General features: G+C 47.0%; 16 protein-coding genes. 8 read left to right on the forward strand and 8 right to left on the reverse strand.

The features are described 5' to 3' along the window. Positions 1-11 precede the first annotated feature (11 nt). From H70737_RS24300 to H70737_RS24330, 7 genes are all read right to left on the reverse strand, one after another. Positions 12-1,658, reverse strand: a complete 1,647-nt coding sequence (locus H70737_RS24300; protein WP_042191440.1) for an extracellular solute-binding protein — start codon at positions 1,656-1,658, stop codon at positions 12-14. Between the two features lie 34 nt (positions 1,659-1,692). Beyond that, positions 1,693-2,583 carry a carbohydrate ABC transporter permease gene (locus tag H70737_RS24305; protein ID WP_042191442.1) on the reverse strand — a complete coding sequence of 297 codons (891 nt, stop codon included), beginning with the start codon at positions 2,581-2,583 and terminating at the stop codon, positions 1,693-1,695. A 95-nt stretch (positions 2,584-2,678) separates the two neighbouring features. Then, positions 2,679-3,605 carry an ABC transporter permease gene (locus H70737_RS24310; RefSeq protein ID WP_042191444.1) on the reverse strand — a complete coding sequence of 309 codons (927 nt, stop codon included), beginning with the start codon at positions 3,603-3,605 and terminating at the stop codon, positions 2,679-2,681. Between the two features lie 24 nt (positions 3,606-3,629). Next, positions 3,630-4,928 (reverse strand): 6-phospho-beta-glucosidase, encoded by a 1,299-nt coding sequence (locus H70737_RS24315; RefSeq protein ID WP_042191446.1) that lies wholly within the window; start codon positions 4,926-4,928, stop codon positions 3,630-3,632. After that, positions 4,925-5,902 (reverse strand): N-acetylglucosamine kinase, encoded by a 978-nt coding sequence (locus tag H70737_RS24320; RefSeq protein WP_042191448.1) that lies wholly within the window; start codon positions 5,900-5,902, stop codon positions 4,925-4,927. The genes H70737_RS24315 and H70737_RS24320 overlap by 4 nt, the downstream gene beginning before the upstream one ends. A gap of 21 nt (positions 5,903-5,923) precedes the next feature. After that, on the reverse strand, positions 5,924-6,913 hold the full coding sequence (locus H70737_RS24325) for a LacI family DNA-binding transcriptional regulator (protein ID WP_042191450.1): 990 nt from the start codon (positions 6,911-6,913) through the stop codon (positions 5,924-5,926). A 317-nt stretch (positions 6,914-7,230) separates the two neighbouring features. Next, positions 7,231-7,455 carry a helix-turn-helix domain-containing protein gene (locus H70737_RS24330; protein ID WP_019908812.1) on the reverse strand — a complete coding sequence of 75 codons (225 nt, stop codon included), beginning with the start codon at positions 7,453-7,455 and terminating at the stop codon, positions 7,231-7,233. A gap of 246 nt (positions 7,456-7,701) precedes the next feature. On the opposite strand from H70737_RS24330, the gene H70737_RS31120 reads away from it, so the two are divergent. The 8 genes from H70737_RS31120 (at position 7,702) to nagA (ending at position 16,683) form a co-directional block, all read left to right on the forward strand. Next, on the forward strand, positions 7,702-7,869 hold the full coding sequence (locus H70737_RS31120) for a hypothetical protein (protein WP_179085837.1): 168 nt from the start codon (positions 7,702-7,704) through the stop codon (positions 7,867-7,869). 430 nt (positions 7,870-8,299) lie between these two features. After that, on the forward strand, positions 8,300-9,202 hold the full coding sequence (efeO, locus tag H70737_RS24335) for an iron uptake system protein EfeO (RefSeq protein WP_042191452.1): 903 nt from the start codon (positions 8,300-8,302) through the stop codon (positions 9,200-9,202). Positions 9,203-9,207: 5 nt separating this feature from the next. Then, on the forward strand, positions 9,208-10,539 hold the full coding sequence (gene efeB / locus H70737_RS24340) for an iron uptake transporter deferrochelatase/peroxidase subunit (protein ID WP_081951199.1): 1,332 nt from the start codon (positions 9,208-9,210) through the stop codon (positions 10,537-10,539). A 58-nt stretch (positions 10,540-10,597) separates the two neighbouring features. Continuing rightward, entirely contained in the window at positions 10,598-12,397 is a 1,800-nt protein-coding gene (locus H70737_RS24345; protein ID WP_081951200.1) for an FTR1 family iron permease, read from the forward strand. Positions 12,398-12,687: 290 nt separating this feature from the next. Further along, positions 12,688-13,665 (forward strand): LacI family DNA-binding transcriptional regulator, encoded by a 978-nt coding sequence (locus H70737_RS24350; protein ID WP_042191457.1) that lies wholly within the window; start codon positions 12,688-12,690, stop codon positions 13,663-13,665. 236 nt (positions 13,666-13,901) lie between these two features. Then, positions 13,902-14,780, forward strand: coding sequence for a MurR/RpiR family transcriptional regulator (locus tag H70737_RS24355; RefSeq protein WP_042191459.1), 879 nt, complete (start codon positions 13,902-13,904; stop codon positions 14,778-14,780). Further along, entirely contained in the window at positions 14,780-15,508 is a 729-nt protein-coding gene (nagB, locus tag H70737_RS24360) for a glucosamine-6-phosphate deaminase (RefSeq protein ID WP_042191461.1), read from the forward strand. Before H70737_RS24355 ends, nagB begins: the two co-directional genes overlap by 1 nt. Then, complete coding sequence (gene nagA / locus H70737_RS24365; protein ID WP_042191463.1) at positions 15,496-16,683, forward strand: N-acetylglucosamine-6-phosphate deacetylase; 1,188 nt, start codon at positions 15,496-15,498, stop codon at positions 16,681-16,683. The genes nagB and nagA overlap by 13 nt, the downstream gene beginning before the upstream one ends. Before the next feature lie 89 nt (positions 16,684-16,772). Here nagA and H70737_RS29975 read toward each other — a convergent pair whose 3' ends face one another. Further along, positions 16,773-17,876: a YhcN/YlaJ family sporulation lipoprotein gene (locus H70737_RS29975; RefSeq protein WP_052404405.1), complete on the reverse strand. Its 1,104-nt coding sequence runs from the start codon at positions 17,874-17,876 to the stop codon at positions 16,773-16,775. Positions 17,877-18,026 lie beyond the last annotated feature (150 nt).

Here is an 18,026-nt window from a genome sequence, read left to right on the forward strand (position 1 = left end):
TTATAAAAGTCTTATTTCGTCGCGTTGATTTTCTTGACATTCTCCTGCCATTTTTCGGTTCTGAACTCAAGCAGCTTATCCAGCCCCGCTTTTTGGGTGTTCTTTTTGGCTGTCTCCAGTGCCGACAATACCTCTTCATCCGACTTCGCCTGAACCATTTGTGCGTAAGCAAGGGTATAAATATCCCCGACATTCTGTGCGATGATGCCAATCTCCGTATCCGGAAGCGGATCGGTATTCACAAATTCCGTAATGTCCAGCGCGGTTTTCCAGGTCACCGTGGACTGCGCCACTGTCTCCCATGATTTCTGGTTCGCGGAAAGCAACGCCTCTAAGCTCATTTTCGCCGTATCAATAAAGGTCGTATTTCCCGCCCAGTTAAAGTCCTCGAATTTTCTCATCGTTTCGGTACGCTCGTTAGCAGGAGTCGTCTTGTATTTCTCATTCGGAATTGGTGCTCCGTCTGCGTCCTCCTCATCCCAGTACAAGCCTTTAGGACCGAAGAAAAGCACCTTCTGTCCCTCCGGACCCGTAATCCAGTCAAAGTAAGCGAAGATGGCCTCCGGATCCTTGGCCTTTTTCGTAATGACACTGACGTTCCAACCCAGCGTCTCGAAACCGCTTACAAACACTTGTGTTTTGTCTAGTCCGGCTTTATGAATCGGCCAAATAATTTCATAACCGCTGTCCGGATTGTTCGCAGTCAGTGCACGGTGTCCCTCGGCTCCATACGTAGTGATATTGGATTCGACCATGACCGCTACCCGGCTGGTATTGACCTTTTCTTTGACCGCATCCTGGGTTTGCTGCAGTGCATCCTGCGTAATCAGCCGTTCACGATAGAGCTTATTGATATACAGCACCATCTCCTCGTAAGCGGGATCGTCCAAGATAGATGACAGCTTGTCGCCTTCCGGATGTCCCATGAGTGAAATGAACTTACTGGTGGAGTTCTCCTTAAAACCGCCATACATAATTTCCAGACCTGCCCCCTTCTCGCCAACCTCCAGAGGTACAACATCCGGATACTTCTCTTGCACCAAGCGTAAATATTGATACAAATCATCAAAGGTCTCCAGCGCCGGTCTGCCGAGCTCATTATAAATATCTTTATTCACCATCCATCCGCCGTTGCCGAATTGCCCGGATGTATACCAGTTGGGAATTTGATAGATTTTTCCGTCATCTGAACGGAGCAAATTCAGGGTGGATTCCTTCACATATTTCTTGAAGTTCGGATACTTGTCATAGTAATCATCCAGCGCAACAAGTTGCCCTGCCTGCACCAGCCGTTCCACTGAGGATCCCCGGTCAGTAAAAATGACATCCGGTAAATCACCACCGACGATCATCGTGTTGAGTTTTTCTCCGGCCGCACCTCCCGATTGAATCGGTTCAACATTAACCTTACGGTTCTCCTGAATCCATTTTGTCGCCTCATTATCCCCCCATGGTGATGTCGTAAGCCAGTCGTAATTTCCATAAAAGCTGAAGGTGACGGGCTTAATCCCGCTGCCGTCATCAGTGGCGACCTCGGTATTCAGATTTTTCTCACTTGTGTTTGGTGAAGTGTTAGAATTCCCCCCTCCGCTACAGGCAGCGAGAAGAAGCACCAGCGAAGTCAGCAGAAGCGATACCCATTTCATACGATTGCCCATTCTTTTCCCTTCTTTCTACATAATATGGAGACTGCTATTCTTTCAATGAACCGATCATTACGCCCTTAACAAAGTACTTTTGGAGAAAAGGGTACGTCAGGATAATCGGAATAGTAGCGATCATCATCGTAGCCATGGTCAGTGACTTCGTAGTAATCGTCCGATTTCGGTTCATATGATCCAGCGCGATGGCATTCGATGAACCAATTTGGGTCATAATGTTGGAGTTCATAACCTGCCGCAGCAGGGTCTGTATAGGAAGCAGTTCGTCTTTCGTAATATAGATCGCTCCCGTAAACCAGTCGTTCCAGTAACCGACCGCAGTAAATAAAGCAATCGTGGCCAGCACAGGGCCGGAGACGGGAATAACGATCCGGAAGAAAATGCCGTAGTTACTGCAACCGTCGATTTTGGCTGATTCCTCCAACCCCTCCGGCAAAGCGTTGAAGAAGGTGCGGATGACAATCATGTTCCAGACGCTGATGATGCCGGGGATAATCAGAACCCAAAAGGTGTCCAGCATACCCAAAGAGCGAACTAGTAAATAACTAGGGATGAGCCCTCCACTGAAGAACATCGTAATCATGAAGAACACCATATATTGTTTTCGAAAAAGCAATGTTTTCTTGGACATTCCGTAAGCTAACAGGGCCGTGAAGAAGACGGACAATGCCGTGCCGCCGAGCGTTCTAAGAATGGTGATCAGAAAAGAATTCAGCAGGCGATGATCCTGAAACACAATATAATAATTTTCCAGGGTAAATGCTCTCGGCAACAAGGTTACACCGCCGAGCGCCGTATCGCTCCCTAGATTAAAGGAAATGACCAGCGCGTTCCAAAATGGGTACAGCATAAGTAGCGCCAGCAGCGTCAAAAGGATATAAATAGTCCGCTGCATGATTTTGTCGCCTAGGCTTAGTCTCATTGTTCACCTCTCCTAAAAGGTTTATGGAGCATTACTTACAATCGATACATCCCAATAAAACTTACATCGGAAGCATTCGCTATGAGTAGTAGTACCTACCAGAGACTAACATCTGCCCGGCGCGCGATTTTGTTGGCCATTACCAGCAGAATGACACTGATTACCGCTTTGAAAAGCCCTACCGCTGTCGCATAAGAGAATCTGGCATTTAATATCCCCACACGGTACACATAGGTGTCGATAACATCGGAGTAGGGTCGCAGGATTGGATTGGTTGCCAGCAGCAAAATGTCCTCGAAGCCCGCACTAAGCAGACTGCCGATGGCAAGAATCATAAAGATGATGATAATGGGGGTAATGCTGGGGAGTGTAATCAAGTGAATTTGCTTAAATCGGCTTGCTCCGTCTATGGAAGCGGCTTCATATAAAGTCGGATCAATGCCTGCAATTGCGGCCAGATAGACAATGCTCCCAAATCCGACCTCCTTCCACACATTTACACTTACTAGAATAGACCAGAAGTATTTGGGTAATGCCAGGAAGTTAACTGGCTCTCCTACCAGATTGAATCGCTCCAGCACATAGTTTACCGTTCCGTTGTCAACAGATAACAGCGAAAATACAAAACCGGATACAATAACCCAGGACAGGAAATACGGTAAATAGCTGACGGTCTGGATAACGCGTTTAAAGCCCATATTACCGATCTCATTCAGCATTAGTGCAAGAAGAATCGGTGCTGGAAAAGAGATAATCAATTTAAGCAAACTAATCACAATGGTATTTCGCATCACATTCCAGAACTCCGGTGCCTCGAAGAACATTCTGAAATGCATAAATCCAACCCAGGGGCTCTTCATAATGCCGCCAAAAATATCGTATTGCTGGAACGCCATAACCACGCCATACATCGGAATGTAGCTAAAAATGAATACAAAGATAATTCCCGGCCAAACCATGGACTGTAAATCCAATTGACTGGTGAATTTCTTCCATCTACTTGGTTTCTCGGCCGTGTTCATCCGTTTTTCCTCCTCTGGACGATTCTAGTGAAACAACGGCAAAAACGCTTTGTTCTTCTCCAGCATTTCATCCAGCAGCTGTTCAGCTACGGTGACCGAAGGCACGAGCGGATGATGAACCATAGCCTGCAGGGCCATATCCCGGTCTCCGTGCACAGCTGCCTCGATGGTGAGGCTCTCGTATTGCTTGACCGCGGCCAGCAGGCCTTTGACGGGCTGCGGAATTTTGCGCAGCGGAATCGGCAGCGGACCTTGTTTGGTTACCAAACAGTTCACCTCAATGGAGGCATCGTCCGGCAAGAAGTCAATCATTCCGTTATTCCTTACATTCAACGTCTGGATATCGCGGGAATCATTATAAATGGAGCGCATCAGCAGCACTGCCGCCTCCGAGTAATAGGCTCCACCACGCTGCTCCAGCTGCTTTGGCTTCTCATTTAGCTCTACGTTCCGGTACAGCTCAAACAGCTCTTCCTCCACCTTCTTCACTACCTCAGCGCGCGATCCGGTCGTTGCTGCTGCTTCCTTCTGTTCCGCAAGCATCGCGTCCGTCATGTAGTAATAGCTCAGGTAATAAGAAGGGATGGCTTTCAAAGCATTCAGAAACCGGTGGTCCCAGGAATCAAACGGCACATTACTCGCCTTGTAGTTCTGGGGGTAATCAATGAGCTCCTGTAGCTTGCTTTTACCGTCAATTACGATATCGGATACCCAGTGCAGATGGTTGATGCCGACAAACTCCGCGTAGATCTTCTCCATAGGAAGTCCGAAGAACTCAGAGAGCCACTTTTGAAAACCGATCGGCGAGTTGCACAGGCCTACGCTTTTTACCGATGAATATTTGTGAACAGCTTCAGTTACCATACCGGCCGGATTCGTAAAATTCAGCAACCAGGCATCCGGAGCTAGCTCCTCGATGTCCTTGCAAATATCCAGAATAACCGGAATGGTCCGCAGGCCTTTCATCATCCCTCCGGGACCCGTCGTCTCCTGACCGATGACATCGTATTGAAGCGGAATTAATTCGTCCCATTTCCGCGCTTCCAGCATACCTACCCGGATTTGAGTGCAGATAAAGTCTGCTCCGGCGATGGCCTCCCTGCGCTCAAGCGTCTGGGTCACGGTAATCGGTAGTCCGGACTCAGCAATCATACGCTTGCTTAATTCCGCAATCGTATGCAGCTTCTCCTTTCCCGCCTCAATATCCACCAGCCATACTTCGCGGACGGGAAGCTTTTTATGGTGCATGATGATGCCTTCAATAAGCTCAGGCGTATACGATGAACCCGCTCCGATGACAACGAGCTTCAGAGTCTCCTTCATAATAATAGCCCCTCCTTACCCAGTGATAGACGATCAAGAACCTCCTGATTCACACACACACCGCTGCTTTCCATTGCCAAAACGACCGCGCCTACAACCGGTTCCCGGGTTAGAATCCTTAAAGTGCCATTTGGAGCTGAATGCTTCACTCTCTGTTCAATGGCCCGCCGGATGATGCCTGAGCGATCCCCCTTGGTCAATAGGCTGCCTGCAAGTACGATGTCAAAGGAATCCTCCTCCATAGCCAAATGGCGGATTGTCGATACCGCTGCCAAACCCAGCTCATCCCCTTGCTTGGTTAGCAGTAGGGTGGCAACCTGGTCTCCTTCATCTGCCGCTTGAAACAGCAGCTCAGCAATCTGAGGAGGCAAGTCTCTGGAATGATCCAGGTAATCCTCCCTTAACTCCGAAACACTGGAATAGCCCAGCAAATGAATTAAGCGTTCGCTTAAGACAGTCTCTTTCTCTCTTCCATCATCCGCCCGAAGAACGCTACGGAATACCTCAATACTTAGATCATAGCCGCCGCCGTAATCACCGAACCGATAGCCAAATCCACCACATTGGTATGTAACGCCTCGCGGATTTTTACCGGCGCAGTTCACTCCCGAGCCGCAGATCAGCACGATCCCATAATTACTCTCTGTACCTGATCGCAAGGCAATCCAGGTATCGCAGGAAATCTCAGTTCGGGGAAGGCCAAGTCTGCTGATGATTGGTCGTAAAATTCGAAAATCGGATTCTCTGTCCGCTCCAGCCAGACCGAACCAGGAATACTCCATCTGATCCTTTGTCAGCCCCGACGCTATAATCGCTCCCGATACAGCCTGGTGCAAACTGTTCTCTGCCTGTTCACGATTGTTTTGATGATTCCCGTTCCCTCCCTTGCCTACACCAATGACCGTTCCCTGTTCATTTGCAATCATTGCATAAGTTTTGCTGCCCCCTGCATCGACTCCCAAAAAGTACTTCACAGTTCGTTTCACTCCTAATATTTAGGTTAACCTTACAGATGCGGTGGATTCACGCACGAGAAGCTGAGGAGCGAGCTTCGTTACAACAGCTGGCATCACCTCCCCATTGATTAATTTCATCAGCAAATCAACACCAATGCTGCCCATTTGCGCCTCAGGCTGTCTGACTGTCGTCAATCGGGGATAAAATTCACCTACGAACTGCTGATCATCAAAGCCAACCACTGAGATATCCTGAGGTACCAGAATCCCCTCCTCACGCAGGGCTTGAACAACACCTAAAGCAATAAAATCGTCTCCTGAAAAAATGGCTGTCGGCAGCTTATCTTCACGGATCCATCTCTTGGCCACCTCATAACCGCTACTTACCGTAAATCCGCAATATTCCGTGCCGAAAGGCGATAGTCCCGCTTCATCCAGCGCCTGTACATAACCCCGCTTGCGCTCTGCTACACTCAGGAACACCGAAGGGCCACCGATATAGGCGATCTGGGTGTGTCCAAGACCAATCAAGTGCTTGGTAGCTTCATACCCCCCTTGATAGTTATCGACGACGACACTGGGAACATCCTCATGCTGGAGCTGGTTATCCAGCAAGACAAACGGAATATTTTTTCTTTTCAGCTCCTCCACATATTCTTTTTCCTCAAGCGGAGATAACAGGATAATCCCGTCAACGCGGTCCTTCTGAAACAGGAAGTTAACGCCTTCATCCTCATTCTCGGCTATCGACAGGGCCAAGAAGTAACCTTGTTCTGCCAGCTTCCGGTTCACCACGCGAATCACGCGGTCATAGAAAGAGTCGTTAAAGTTGGTAATCGACATACCGATGACTCCCGTCTTGCCACGCACGAGACTCCGCGCCGCTGAATTGGGCTGATAATTTAATTCCTCCATAGCACTCAGCACTTTCCGCCTATTGCCTTCACGTACAGAAGGTGAATTGTTAATAACTCTGGATACGGTCACTACAGAGAGCCCCGACTTTTTGGCTACATCATGAATGTTCATCTAAGCTTCTATGCCTCCAAGTTCAATAGTTTAAACGTTATAACTTTTAGGGAAATAAAAAAGGACTAACTCTTCTCACCACAACTACGTCCTGACTGAGAATCGAACATTGAATATCAGTTTCACCTTTATCGAAAGTATCAAAATGATTTCAAAAGTTTAAAGGTTTTAACTTTAAGATGATTTTACAACCATTCCCAATATCCGTCAATCCATAAAATGTAGTCAAATCTAATATTCCGGACACTACAAAAAACCTTCCCTCACCCCTAGAGGTGGAGAAGGCTTAAACGCGTCACTTCCGAAGACATGGCCAGCTATATTTTCAGCTCCCCAAGCTTGATCAGCTCGACAACCGCTTGTGAACGGCCTTTAACGTTTAGTTTTTGCATTACATTGGAGATGTGGTTCCGAACTGTTTTTTCGCTGATAAATAATAAACCAGCGATATCACGAGTCGTTTTGTCCTGCACGAGAAGCTCGAAAACTTCGCGCTCACGATGAGTCAACAGAAATTTGCTGTGGTGTTCGTTCCCCTTCAATGGTGTCACCCCTCCTTGCCCTGGGTTTGTTTGGTATAACAAGGTAAAGGGATACAGTCAAAACATATTATGTATTGATGAAGTTAATGGTGCTGTCATAACTACAAAATGGGCTTAACCATCCGAAGCTTATTACACCGCTTTAGTGAGGACATTCACCCGCAAAACTTGAAATCTCTTGGATAGAATCATCTCCTTACAGGGCAAACTACAACTTGTTGTTTCTTATTAAAAGGAGGTGTAAGTATGAGCAACTCGAAAAATAATCAACCTACTAAGGCAGAGGTACAAACTACGAAATTAAACAAATTGCCACTAGTTGGTAAATTCGAACCGGAATTTTCTGCTGAGGAAGCCGCAGAAGTATTCAAAAATCATCCCACTACGGAACATGAATCCCATAATGAACAATAAAATAAAGACGACACAGAATGAGGCTGTCGAATAAGTAGCTTTTTCCTATAAATGAGACAGCTCGGTTAATTATAAAAACTGTATGCAGCACATAGCAGCGATTCATCCATTATTGGAGAATCGCTGTTTTGTGTTGTTGGTCGTTGACTGCCCGCTTCAACAGTGTATTCATCATCTCCTTAAGAGGGTTACGGTCCCAGATGACGTTATCAGTAAATTTTTCGCATTTTAAGTAGAGTTTCGGACCCCAAAATTAGATATATTTCTACAAACTCAACTCCCAGTCCCGGGAGTTTTTTTATCTTGCAAAATATAACTATGAAATACATCACAATTTTATATTGACAGTAAATGTATACGGACTTATGATAAGTCCAGCATAAATGATAACGATTATCATTCACATATAAAAAAAGGGGTGTTTCATTCAATGAAATTCACATATGCCGTGCCTGCAGGTCTACTTGCAGCCTCCATACTATTTACCGGGTGTGCCAGTAACAACAATAACAATAACAGTAATAGCAATACTAGCAATAATAACTCTGCAAATGCTGCTAACAGTACCAAGGCAACAAATACATCTGATACTACTACAGCAACTACTGCCGACTTTACATCAGCGGTTGAACAATATCGTACATATGTCATCGAGCAATGTGATGAATTTGTAAAGCAAACGGAAAATTTCACGAATGCAGTTAAAGAAGCAAAGATTGAGGATGCAAAGGCACTTTATGCACCAGCCCGCATGTATTACGAGCGAATTGAGCCGATTGCAGAAGCGCTTGGTGATTTGGATCCGAATATTGATGCCCGTGAGAATGACGTAGATGCTGCTGAATGGCGCGGCTTCCATAAGCTTGAAAAGGCACTTTGGCAGGATAACACTACCAAAGATATGACCGAAGTTGCTGACCAATTATTGAAAGATGCCCAGCTTCTACGTGCGAAAGTAGAGACCGTAGAGATCGATGCCAATCTGCTCGTTACTGGTGCTGTAGAACTGCTTAATGAGGTTTCTTCTTCTAAAGTAACAGGTGAGGAAGAACGTTACTCCCACACAGATCTGTACGATTTCGTCGCTAATGTTGAAGGTGCCCAAAAGATATACGAGCTGTTAAAGCCAGAACTGGCGAAAAAAGATGCTGAGCTGGAAAAAACGATTGGTGAACGGTTTGCAGCCTTGCAAGCTGAGCTTGCTCCTTTCAAATCGGGAGATGGATATGTTTCCTATGAAGAGCTGAAGGAAGAAGATGTGCGTAAGTTGAGTCAGAATTTGGATGCCTTGGCTGAGCCATTGTCCAACATGGGAACTATTCTAGGAGTGTGATCATCATGAATAAGCAAAATAGATCTACCGGTGTACCAGTGAATGCAGAGGGTGCCCCTCTCAATGGAGAAACCAAGAGCAATCTTATATTAGATAAAAAACTAAGCCGCCGCGATATGCTGCGGCTTACTGGCGCCACTAGCCTTGGTCTATTATTAGGTGGTGGAGGTGTTGGTGGAATTATGGCTGCGCGTAATGCCGTAGCTGAGCCAACAGCAGCCTCCGATGCTGATTCCATTCCTTTTTATGGGAGTCATCAGGCCGGCATTCTAACCCCTGCGCAAAATTTTATTTACTTCGCAGCCTTTGATCTGACCACAACGAAGCTATCCGATGTAAAAAAGCTAATGCAAGCATGGACAACTGCCGCAGCTTCTCTTACTACTGGCAGCCTCATTGGCAACGTCAATGACAACCCTAATCTCCCACCTTCCGATACAGGTGAAGTGGATGGTTTAAACCCTTCACGCTGTACGCTTACCTTTGGTGTCGGCCCTTCTTTTTTTGACAACAGATTCGGTTTATCTTCCAAGCGTCCAACCCTATTAGCCGACCTTCCAGCATTTACGGGAGACAAACTGGATCCTAAGTGGTGTGGTGGAGATATTTGTGTCCAAGCATGTGCTGATGATCTGCAGGTGGCCTTCCATGCCATCCGAAATCTGGCACGTATCGCCCGTGGCACAGCCGTACTCCGCTGGACACAGGAGGGCTTCCAGCGCACAGGAACAGCAGATCCTAAGGGAGCGACGCCGCGTAATCTTCTAGGTTTTAAAGACGGCACAGGAAATCCAAATACTACGAACGAAGCAGAAATGAACGAAGTGGTCTGGAACAGCAGCAGTGACGGTCCTTCATGGATGAGCGGCGGCACTTATATGGCAGTTCGCCGTGTACGTTTCCGAATTGAGGTCTGGGACCGTTCCTCTCTGAGCGATCAAGAAGCCACCTTCGGCCGTTATCGTCATAACGGAGCACCTATCGGTGCAAAGGATGAATTCGATGATCTGAATCTGAAAGCGGCTGATGCTTCCGGGAAGCCCGTCATTCCGCCGGATTCACATTCTGCCTTAGCGCATGGTGACGGCACCGTCAAAATGCTGCGCCGCTCCTACTCCATTTCCAGCGGATTAGATATCGCAACAGGTCAACTCGATGCAGGATTATTATTCATCAGCTTTCAACGGGATTTAATGAAGCAATTTGTTGCGATCCAGCAGCGCCTCTCGAAAAGTGATCGGCTAAACGAATATATGACGCATACAGGCAGTGCGGTATTTGCCTGCTTCCCAGGTATTCGCCAAGGCGGCTACATCGGGGAAGCACTTTTAGGCTAAGCCAGCTCTAATTTTCCAATCGAATGTTCCTGTCCATTATTGAAAGGGGATTATCCCGATGTACTCTCTTAATAAACGGCTGCTATCGAAGGCAGCCGTAATGATTCTGTTTAGCATCATATGTATACTGATGCTATCTAACCCGGCGGGGGCGAAGGGTGATGGCTCGGTCGACGAGCTGCTGCCGCCAGTCGGCAGCGCGCTCGTCGAAGCCGGCCAGAGCCGCTGGGACGCGGCCGCCGCCGATGTAGAAGCGTTCGCTGCGCTGTGGCGCACCGCGAACGCGAACACGCCGGACCCGGCACTTGCCGGTCCGGCTGCCGCCGTTGACGCCGCGCTTGCAGACGCGGCGGCGGCCCTTGCGGCGGGCGATGGTGCGCCCGCCAAAACGGCACTGTCCACGCTCGCAAGAAGCGTGGACGCGTATGTCACCGCCGCCTCCGGCACGGACGGCGGTGACACTGGATCCGCCGGTCGCGAGACGGCGGCGAAGCTGTTGCCCGCGGCGGAGCGCACGCGGGATGCGGTGCGCAGCGCCGACTGGAGCGCGGCAGCGGCAGCGTACCGCGACATCGTCAGCGGATGGAAGCCGGCAGAGCGCAACATCCGGGCCGACAATTCCGCCGTCTACAGCTTGCTGGAGACGAAGATCAGCCTGTTGCGCATCGCGCTGCAGGCAGAACCGCTCCGCGAGGAGTCGGCGAAATCAGAAGCAGAAGCCTTATATCAGCTGCTTGCTGATTACAGTGAAGGCAAAGCAATAGATGCTGGGGATACTTCCGGTAAACCAGCATCTATTGAAGGACTGATCAGCCATCTCAACAAAGCTTCTTCCACCGCCAAAGCAGGCAACAGCGCAGAAGCAGCTAATATCATGGAGCAATTCATCGTAGATTGGCCCTCTGCTGAAGGACAAGTACAGATCGCATCTCCAGCGGTATACACCAATATTGAGAACGAAAGTGCAGCAGTCACTGGCTATCTGCTCTCTAATCCACCTAAGCTAGATCAAGCCTTAAAGATCATGGATAATATGGTCACTGAGCTGACTCCTTTGGCTGGTGAGACAACCTATAATGCTTGGGATGCTGCGCTAATTCTTCTGCGTGAAGGACTGGAGGCGATTCTCGTATTGTCTGCCCTTCTTGCCTACCTGAAACGTGATGGGAACACAAAAGCACAGAAATGGATTTGGTCTGGCGCAGCTGTAGGACTTGTAGCGAGTATCGGATTAGCCGTTCTACTCACCTATACCATTTCCCGCGCGGCATCTGGTGGAGCACGCGAGATGATTGAAGGCATCACAGGTCTTGTAGCCGTCATTATGATGCTTACCATTGGACGCTGGCTGCATAGTAAATCAAATACCGCAAATTGGAACAACTATGTTGGACGGCAAGTGGATGGAGCATTAGCCAAGGGCAATCTCTGGTCTTTATCCTCCGTAGCAGCGCTTGCGATTTTACGTGAAGGAGCAGAAACCACCATTTTTTATGTAGGGATGGCCCCTTCCATTAAAGTGTCTCAATTGCTGCTAGGGATCGGTAGTGCTCTAGTCATTCTAGCGATTGTAGGTTACGCAATTATTGCCTTAAGTGCGAAATTGCCGATTGCCGCCTTCTTCCGTACAGCTACACTTCTTATTTACTATTTAGTATTTCGCTTTCTTGGAGAGAGCATTCACTCCCTTCAAGTCGCAGGGAAACTACCCGCACATGTACAGGATGGATTACCTTCTATTAGCTGGCTCGGGATGTATCCAACTTGGGAAACTTTAGTGCCTCAGATGCTTGTCCTTGCGTTTATTGTGTGGGAGATGCTACGCAATAGAGCACCAAAAGCGTCACAAACTGTATAGCTACAAAGAAAAAAACGGTTGTCATCTTTTAACGATGACAACCGTTTTTTGTAGATTTTAAATGAAGCCGATGCTAGGATCTTTACATTAAAAATGAAACTAGATGTACCGGTCCGTCACGCCCGTTAGGTTACGCCGGTTTAGTCCGGTAATCCCTTGCAACTACAGTCTAATTTATGAAATGGATTCCATAGCAAGCTTTTTATTTGCAAAGTAATTTACGGACGATATGATAGAATAAAAAGACTAGACACTACACTCAAACACCAAAGGGAGGCTGTTGTTCTCGAATGGCTAATATAAAAGAAATCGCCCGTATGGCTGGTGTTTCCGTGACAACGGTCTCGCGAGTACTCAATAATCATCCTTATGTAAGTGAAACCAAACGAACCGCTGTTTTAAATACGATTGAAAAGTTAAACTACACGCGTAATATGAATGCCGTGCATCTAATTACCGGCCGTACCCACGCCATTGCCGTTATTATCCCTAATATCAACATTTTTTATTTTTCTGTAATTATTGAAGGCTTAGCCCAAGAAGCGTTGCTAGCGCAATACCGCTTGATTCTGTGCCAGACCGATTACCGCCATGAAGAAGAACTCAAGGTACTGGAGATGCTGCGCAACAAAGAAATTGACGGCGTGGTAATTGTATCTACGAGAATGAGCTCAGAAGTCATTGATGAATATACAGCATATGGCCCGATAGTCATCTGCCAAGATAGAGGTGAACGCCGCTTCTCTTCTGTGTATATCGAACATTATTCCGCTTTTCGCTCCGGCCTGCAGTACTTGCATGATAAGGGGTATGAACAGATAGGTTACTGTGAAGGCAGACAACATGGCAGCAGTAGTTCTATCCGGCAAATTGCCTTTAGTGACTTTCTAGCCGCTACAGGCCAGCCTTTTCAGGAAGAATGGATGATGTATAACTGTATGAATGAAGAGGACGGTGGACGTGTACTGCACCAACTGCTGAAAATGAAGAACCGGCCTAATGCCCTAATTATTTCAGGCGATCATGTGGCAGCCGGTCTAATCATCGAAGCGTGGAAGAACGGTATCCGTATTCCTGAGGATCTGGCCGTCATCGGATTTGACGACCAGCCGATCGGACGACTTTTAGGTCTAACCACTATAGATAACCAGTTACCCGAAATGGGCGTTACAGCTTTTCGGATCATCTATGATCAGATCCAAAATAATGATAGTCATCCTGTACACCGTAAGCTTGAGTATCGCATTATTGAACGTTCTACGGTATAGCACGTTTCAGGTATTGTTCAAAAACGGTCCACCTCGCTGTCTTCTGTGAGTGGGCCGTTTTTATTTAAATAGAAGAGAGACTAATAATTCTCGCATATTATCCTTATTGTATTCATTTTTACCCCTTGCATCCGGATAGATTTTGTTTTATTCTGAGTATGAAAATAATTTTCTTATTTCAAGAAGTAATTTTAAAAATAATTTTAAAAAGCTACATTAGAAGTCGAGGTGGATTGATGTCCCCAATTTTATATGCACTTGAGCATGAAAAGTCCAAGCTGTCTCAAATGGAGCGCAAGCTGGCGGAACGGATCCTGTCATCACCAGGTGAAATCGTTCATATGGGCATCACAGAACTCGCGGAGCAATGCGGTATTAGTCCTGCTACTATCACACGTTTTTGTAAGGTTCTACATTTTAAAGGCTTCCCAGATTTCAAAGTAAAGCTGGCGGCTGAAATTGCTCATAGCGATGCAGCGCCTCAGGATGGCGGTTCTTCTTATCAGGATATCGTTGCAGGTAACCCGCTTTCCGTAATTGTGGAAGCGATGCAAACGAACCACCTGACATCCATCCGGGATACTACTTCACTCCTAGATCTGGAACGATTACAAGCAGCCGTTAATTTATTGTGCCAAGCACGGCGAGTGGATCTTTACGGGATGGCGACTTCCTCCATTGTCGCACAAGATTTCTATCAGAAGCTGATCCGCATTGGCGTGAATTGCACCGCTTTCGCTGATTCCCATATGCAGATTACATCTGCCTCTTCGCTATCTGAAGGCGATGTCGTATTCGCAGTATCGTATTCCGGAGAAACCCCAGAGACCATTGATGCTTTAACTTGTGCCAAAGCCAGCGGAGCAAGCACCATCGCTCTAACCTCTTACGGCAGCAGCACCTTGGCAACTCTGGCTGATATTCCACTCTTCTCCTCTTCTCTGGAAAAAGGAATGCGCCGAGGAGATATGGCTTCACGTATTGCCCAGCTACACATCATTGATATTTTGTTTACTGGAATGGTCAGCACCCGTTTTGGGGATTTTATTCCTAGACTGGAGCAATCTTATTTGAATGTCCAACATTACCGAAACAAACGAGGAGGTCAATCTTAATGAATATTCTTAAGTTCAATAGTGATGAAGATTTTGTACAAACGGGTGCGAATCTTATCGCCAGCCTGCTTCAAAGCAATCCAAAAGCGGTGCTCGGTCTAGCGACCGGAAGTTCCCCAGTTGGTGTTTATGCCAAATTAGTTGAAATGCACCAAAAAGGACTTGTAAGCTTCTCGAAAGCCACTTCCTTCAATCTTGATGAGTATATCGGATTGCCTGTTGATCACCCGCAGAGCTATCGCAGTTTCATGAACGAGCAATTATTCAATCATATTGATATTGACCCAGGACAGACACATATCCCTAACGGCAATGCAGCAGATATGGAAGCGGAGTGTCTCGCATATGACAAAATGCTGGAAGAAAACGGACCGGTTGACTTGCAGATCCTCGGGATTGGAAGCAACGGTCATATCGGTTTCAATGAACCAGATACCAATCTGAGCAGCAAAACCCATGTCGTTGATTTGCTTGAAGACACACGGGAAGCAAATGCCAGATTCTTCGACTCTTTGGACGATGTACCTCGGCAAGCAATAACCATGGGCATCGGAGGCATTCTCAAAGCTCGCCAGATTCTATTGTTAGTACGCGGTGCTGGCAAAGCTGAAGCCATCCGGAATGCCGTTGAAGGTCCGATTACTACCCAATGCCCTGCATCTTTACTGCAGAGCCATCCGAATGTAATCGTCCTTGTAGATGAAGGAGCAGGAAAATGGCTGAAATAAATAAAGAACCAGGAAAATTACTGTTTGGTAAGGTTCTGACTCCCCAAGGATTAATTGAGCATGGCGTGATTGCCGTATCAGGTGAGCAAATTCATTATGCCGGCGAGGCAGCATGGCTTCCAGAGGCTTACGCGCACTGGCCAGCTGATGGTCAAGCTTCGGAAGACCTGCTCATCCCTGGATTTGTAGATGTGCATGTACATGGTGGAGCTGGCCACGACTTTATGTATAGTGATGCTGAATCTTTAAATACCATCACTAAATTTCACAGCTCCCAAGGCACAACTACCATGCTGGCTACGACTATGACTGCCTCTAAGCCAGCCATTGACCAAGTATTTGCTGAAATAAACGCATATCGCGCCACTGAGATGCCATACACACAAATCGCGGGCATGCATTTGGAAGGACCGTTCATCAGCCCGAAATGGTCCGGCGCTCAGAATCCTGAGCATATTGTTCTTGCCAATATTGAGTGGCTGGAACAATGGGAGAATGCTTATCCGGGCATGATCCGGCAAGTCACATTGGCTCCGGAACGCGAAGGTGCACTAGAAGCTATCCTCTGGCTACGTAAGCATGGTATTACCGCTGCTCTCGGTCACACCGATGCTTCCTTTGAAGAGGTTATTGCCGCGGCAGATGCCGGGTTAAATCAAGCCGTGCATATGTTTAATGCAATGACACCGCTACATCACCGCAAGCCTGGAACTGCTGGTGCTGTACTATTCGATAAACGCATACGTGCGGAGATCATCGCCGATGGCATACATGTTCATCCTGCAGCGATTTCTCTAGTGGCTAATCTAAAAAAAGATAACAATTTGTTATTAATTACAGATGCCATGTCTGCAACTGGTCTTAGTGATGGCGAATATACAATCGGTGATTTACCTGTGCTGGTTCAAGATGGCATCGCCACACTTAAAGATAACCCTGCCGCTTTGGCGGGTAGTACACTTACCATGATTCGTGGCTTCCGTTATCTCGTACAAGAAGTAGGGCTCACCTTAGAAGAAGCCTCACGTGCTGCAAGCCTTACTCCGGCGATATCCATTGGAATGGAGCGTTCCATCGGTACCTTGGAAGCCGGAAAACGTGGTGATATCCTGCGTCTTGACGCTGAATTGAATTTGCAAGGCGTATGGATTGGCGGTCGCCCAATTACCATTTAATAAGGTGGTTATATAATAAAAAAGCAACAATTCTCGCCACAAAGGTGAGGACTGTTGCTTTTTTTTGGTTTATAAAATCGAACTATTGATTAATAATTACGTGTTGGGAAAATTCGTTCAACCATCGTTCGGAATTCATCCACAAAACCCTTGATTGGATGACCCGCACGGGCCTCTTCTGCATAAACGTTAACACGCTCAACAAAGTCTGGGTTTGCTGATACATATACATCCTTAATCGTTGCATCATGTTTTTTAACTTCAGCAGCGATTTTCGCTTTAATTTCTTTAGTTACTGTATCTGTTTCTTTCATATTCATAGTGTTATTTGTATTGTTCATGTGAGTCGAATGAGTACTGTTCATGTGAGTCGAATTACTTCTGTAATTCGTACCATGCGTACTATTGGTGTAGTTTGGAGTGGTACTGCGAATACCCATTCCAGTCCCTAAACCATCTGTCATTCCTGTCCCGGTTCCGGTTGCATTTCTGGTTCCCAGGCCCATTCCGTTACCAATACCCATCCCCATATTGACATCACGTTTCGAACCGTTGCTATTCAGCAGAGGTCCATTATTATAAGTATGGGTTCTTGTCCCAGTCGTTCCAGTACCTGTTCCCAAACTTCCCATTCCGGTTGTTCCATTTCTGTGAGTACCCATGCCAAGTGTTGCAGGTCCAGTGCTTGTTGTACCAGGAACTGTATTCACAGTGCCTCTTAAGGTTCCGTTCGTTCCATTCGTTACGGCCCCTGTATCATTCATTCCATCGCGTCCTATTTTCACTCTTCCTGTACCCGACATTACTCCAGTCGGTCCATAATTGTGAGGAACTGTAGACGATTTGGCTCGATAAGATGTAGTACCTTTGGCTCGAAGACCAGTAGTTGTATCATGTAACGTTACAGCGACATACGCATTTTTACCTGCCAGCATTACGTTCGCAGTGCGAACTTCAGGCATAGCAGCAATACGATCAGCAAGCTCCTGACTGACCTCCATTTTTGTAATATTATGCGTACCCATTGTTCCTCCGCGCACGGAGTTTACACCGATACGTCCGTCATTTACCCCCCGGACACTATTAGTTTGCACATTAGTCTTTCCTGCCGTGTTCGTCCCACACCCTGTAATACTCACCAAGCCTAGAAGTAATGCGGCTGAGACTGACATGCTGATCTTGGATCGCATCATGAATTCATCCTCCATCTCTATTGTTGTATGTGTGCAGCGTAACAGTCGTTAGCATGACCTTCCGAAGAACAAGCTATCCTGAAAGGATTTGGAACTATGTCTGTTTACCGTCACCTGCGAATGCACATCGGCGTATCTTATAAACAGTAA

This window comes from Paenibacillus sp. FSL H7-0737, assembly GCF_000758545.1.
Lineage (GTDB): Bacteria > Bacillota > Bacilli > Paenibacillales > Paenibacillaceae > Paenibacillus_AQ.

Bases quoted from the DNA above. Each gene is read 5' to 3' on its own strand.
- H70737_RS24300 (WP_042191440.1), bottom strand. From the start codon at position 1,658: ATGGGCAATCGTATGAAATGGGTATCGCTTCTGCTGACTTCGCTGGTG.
- H70737_RS24305 (WP_042191442.1), bottom strand. From the start codon at position 2,583: ATGAGACTAAGCCTAGGCGACAAAATCATGCAGCGGACTATTTATATC.
- H70737_RS24310 (WP_042191444.1), bottom strand. From the start codon at position 3,605: ATGAACACGGCCGAGAAACCAAGTAGATGGAAGAAATTCACCAGTCAA.
- H70737_RS24315 (WP_042191446.1), bottom strand. From the start codon at position 4,928: ATGAAGGAGACTCTGAAGCTCGTTGTCATCGGAGCGGGTTCATCGTAT.
- H70737_RS24325 (WP_042191450.1), bottom strand. From the start codon at position 6,913: ATGAACATTCATGATGTAGCCAAAAAGTCGGGGCTCTCTGTAGTGACC.
- H70737_RS31120 (WP_179085837.1), top strand. From the start codon at position 7,702: ATGAGCAACTCGAAAAATAATCAACCTACTAAGGCAGAGGTACAAACT.
- efeO (WP_042191452.1), top strand. From the start codon at position 8,300: ATGAAATTCACATATGCCGTGCCTGCAGGTCTACTTGCAGCCTCCATA.
- efeB (WP_081951199.1), top strand. From the start codon at position 9,208: ATGAATAAGCAAAATAGATCTACCGGTGTACCAGTGAATGCAGAGGGT.
- H70737_RS24345 (WP_081951200.1), top strand. From the start codon at position 10,598: ATGTACTCTCTTAATAAACGGCTGCTATCGAAGGCAGCCGTAATGATT.
- H70737_RS24350 (WP_042191457.1), top strand. From the start codon at position 12,688: ATGGCTAATATAAAAGAAATCGCCCGTATGGCTGGTGTTTCCGTGACA.
- H70737_RS24355 (WP_042191459.1), top strand. From the start codon at position 13,902: ATGTCCCCAATTTTATATGCACTTGAGCATGAAAAGTCCAAGCTGTCT.
- nagB (WP_042191461.1), top strand. From the start codon at position 14,780: ATGAATATTCTTAAGTTCAATAGTGATGAAGATTTTGTACAAACGGGT.
- nagA (WP_042191463.1), top strand. From the start codon at position 15,496: ATGGCTGAAATAAATAAAGAACCAGGAAAATTACTGTTTGGTAAGGTT.
- H70737_RS29975 (WP_052404405.1), bottom strand. From the start codon at position 17,876: ATGATGCGATCCAAGATCAGCATGTCAGTCTCAGCCGCATTACTTCTA.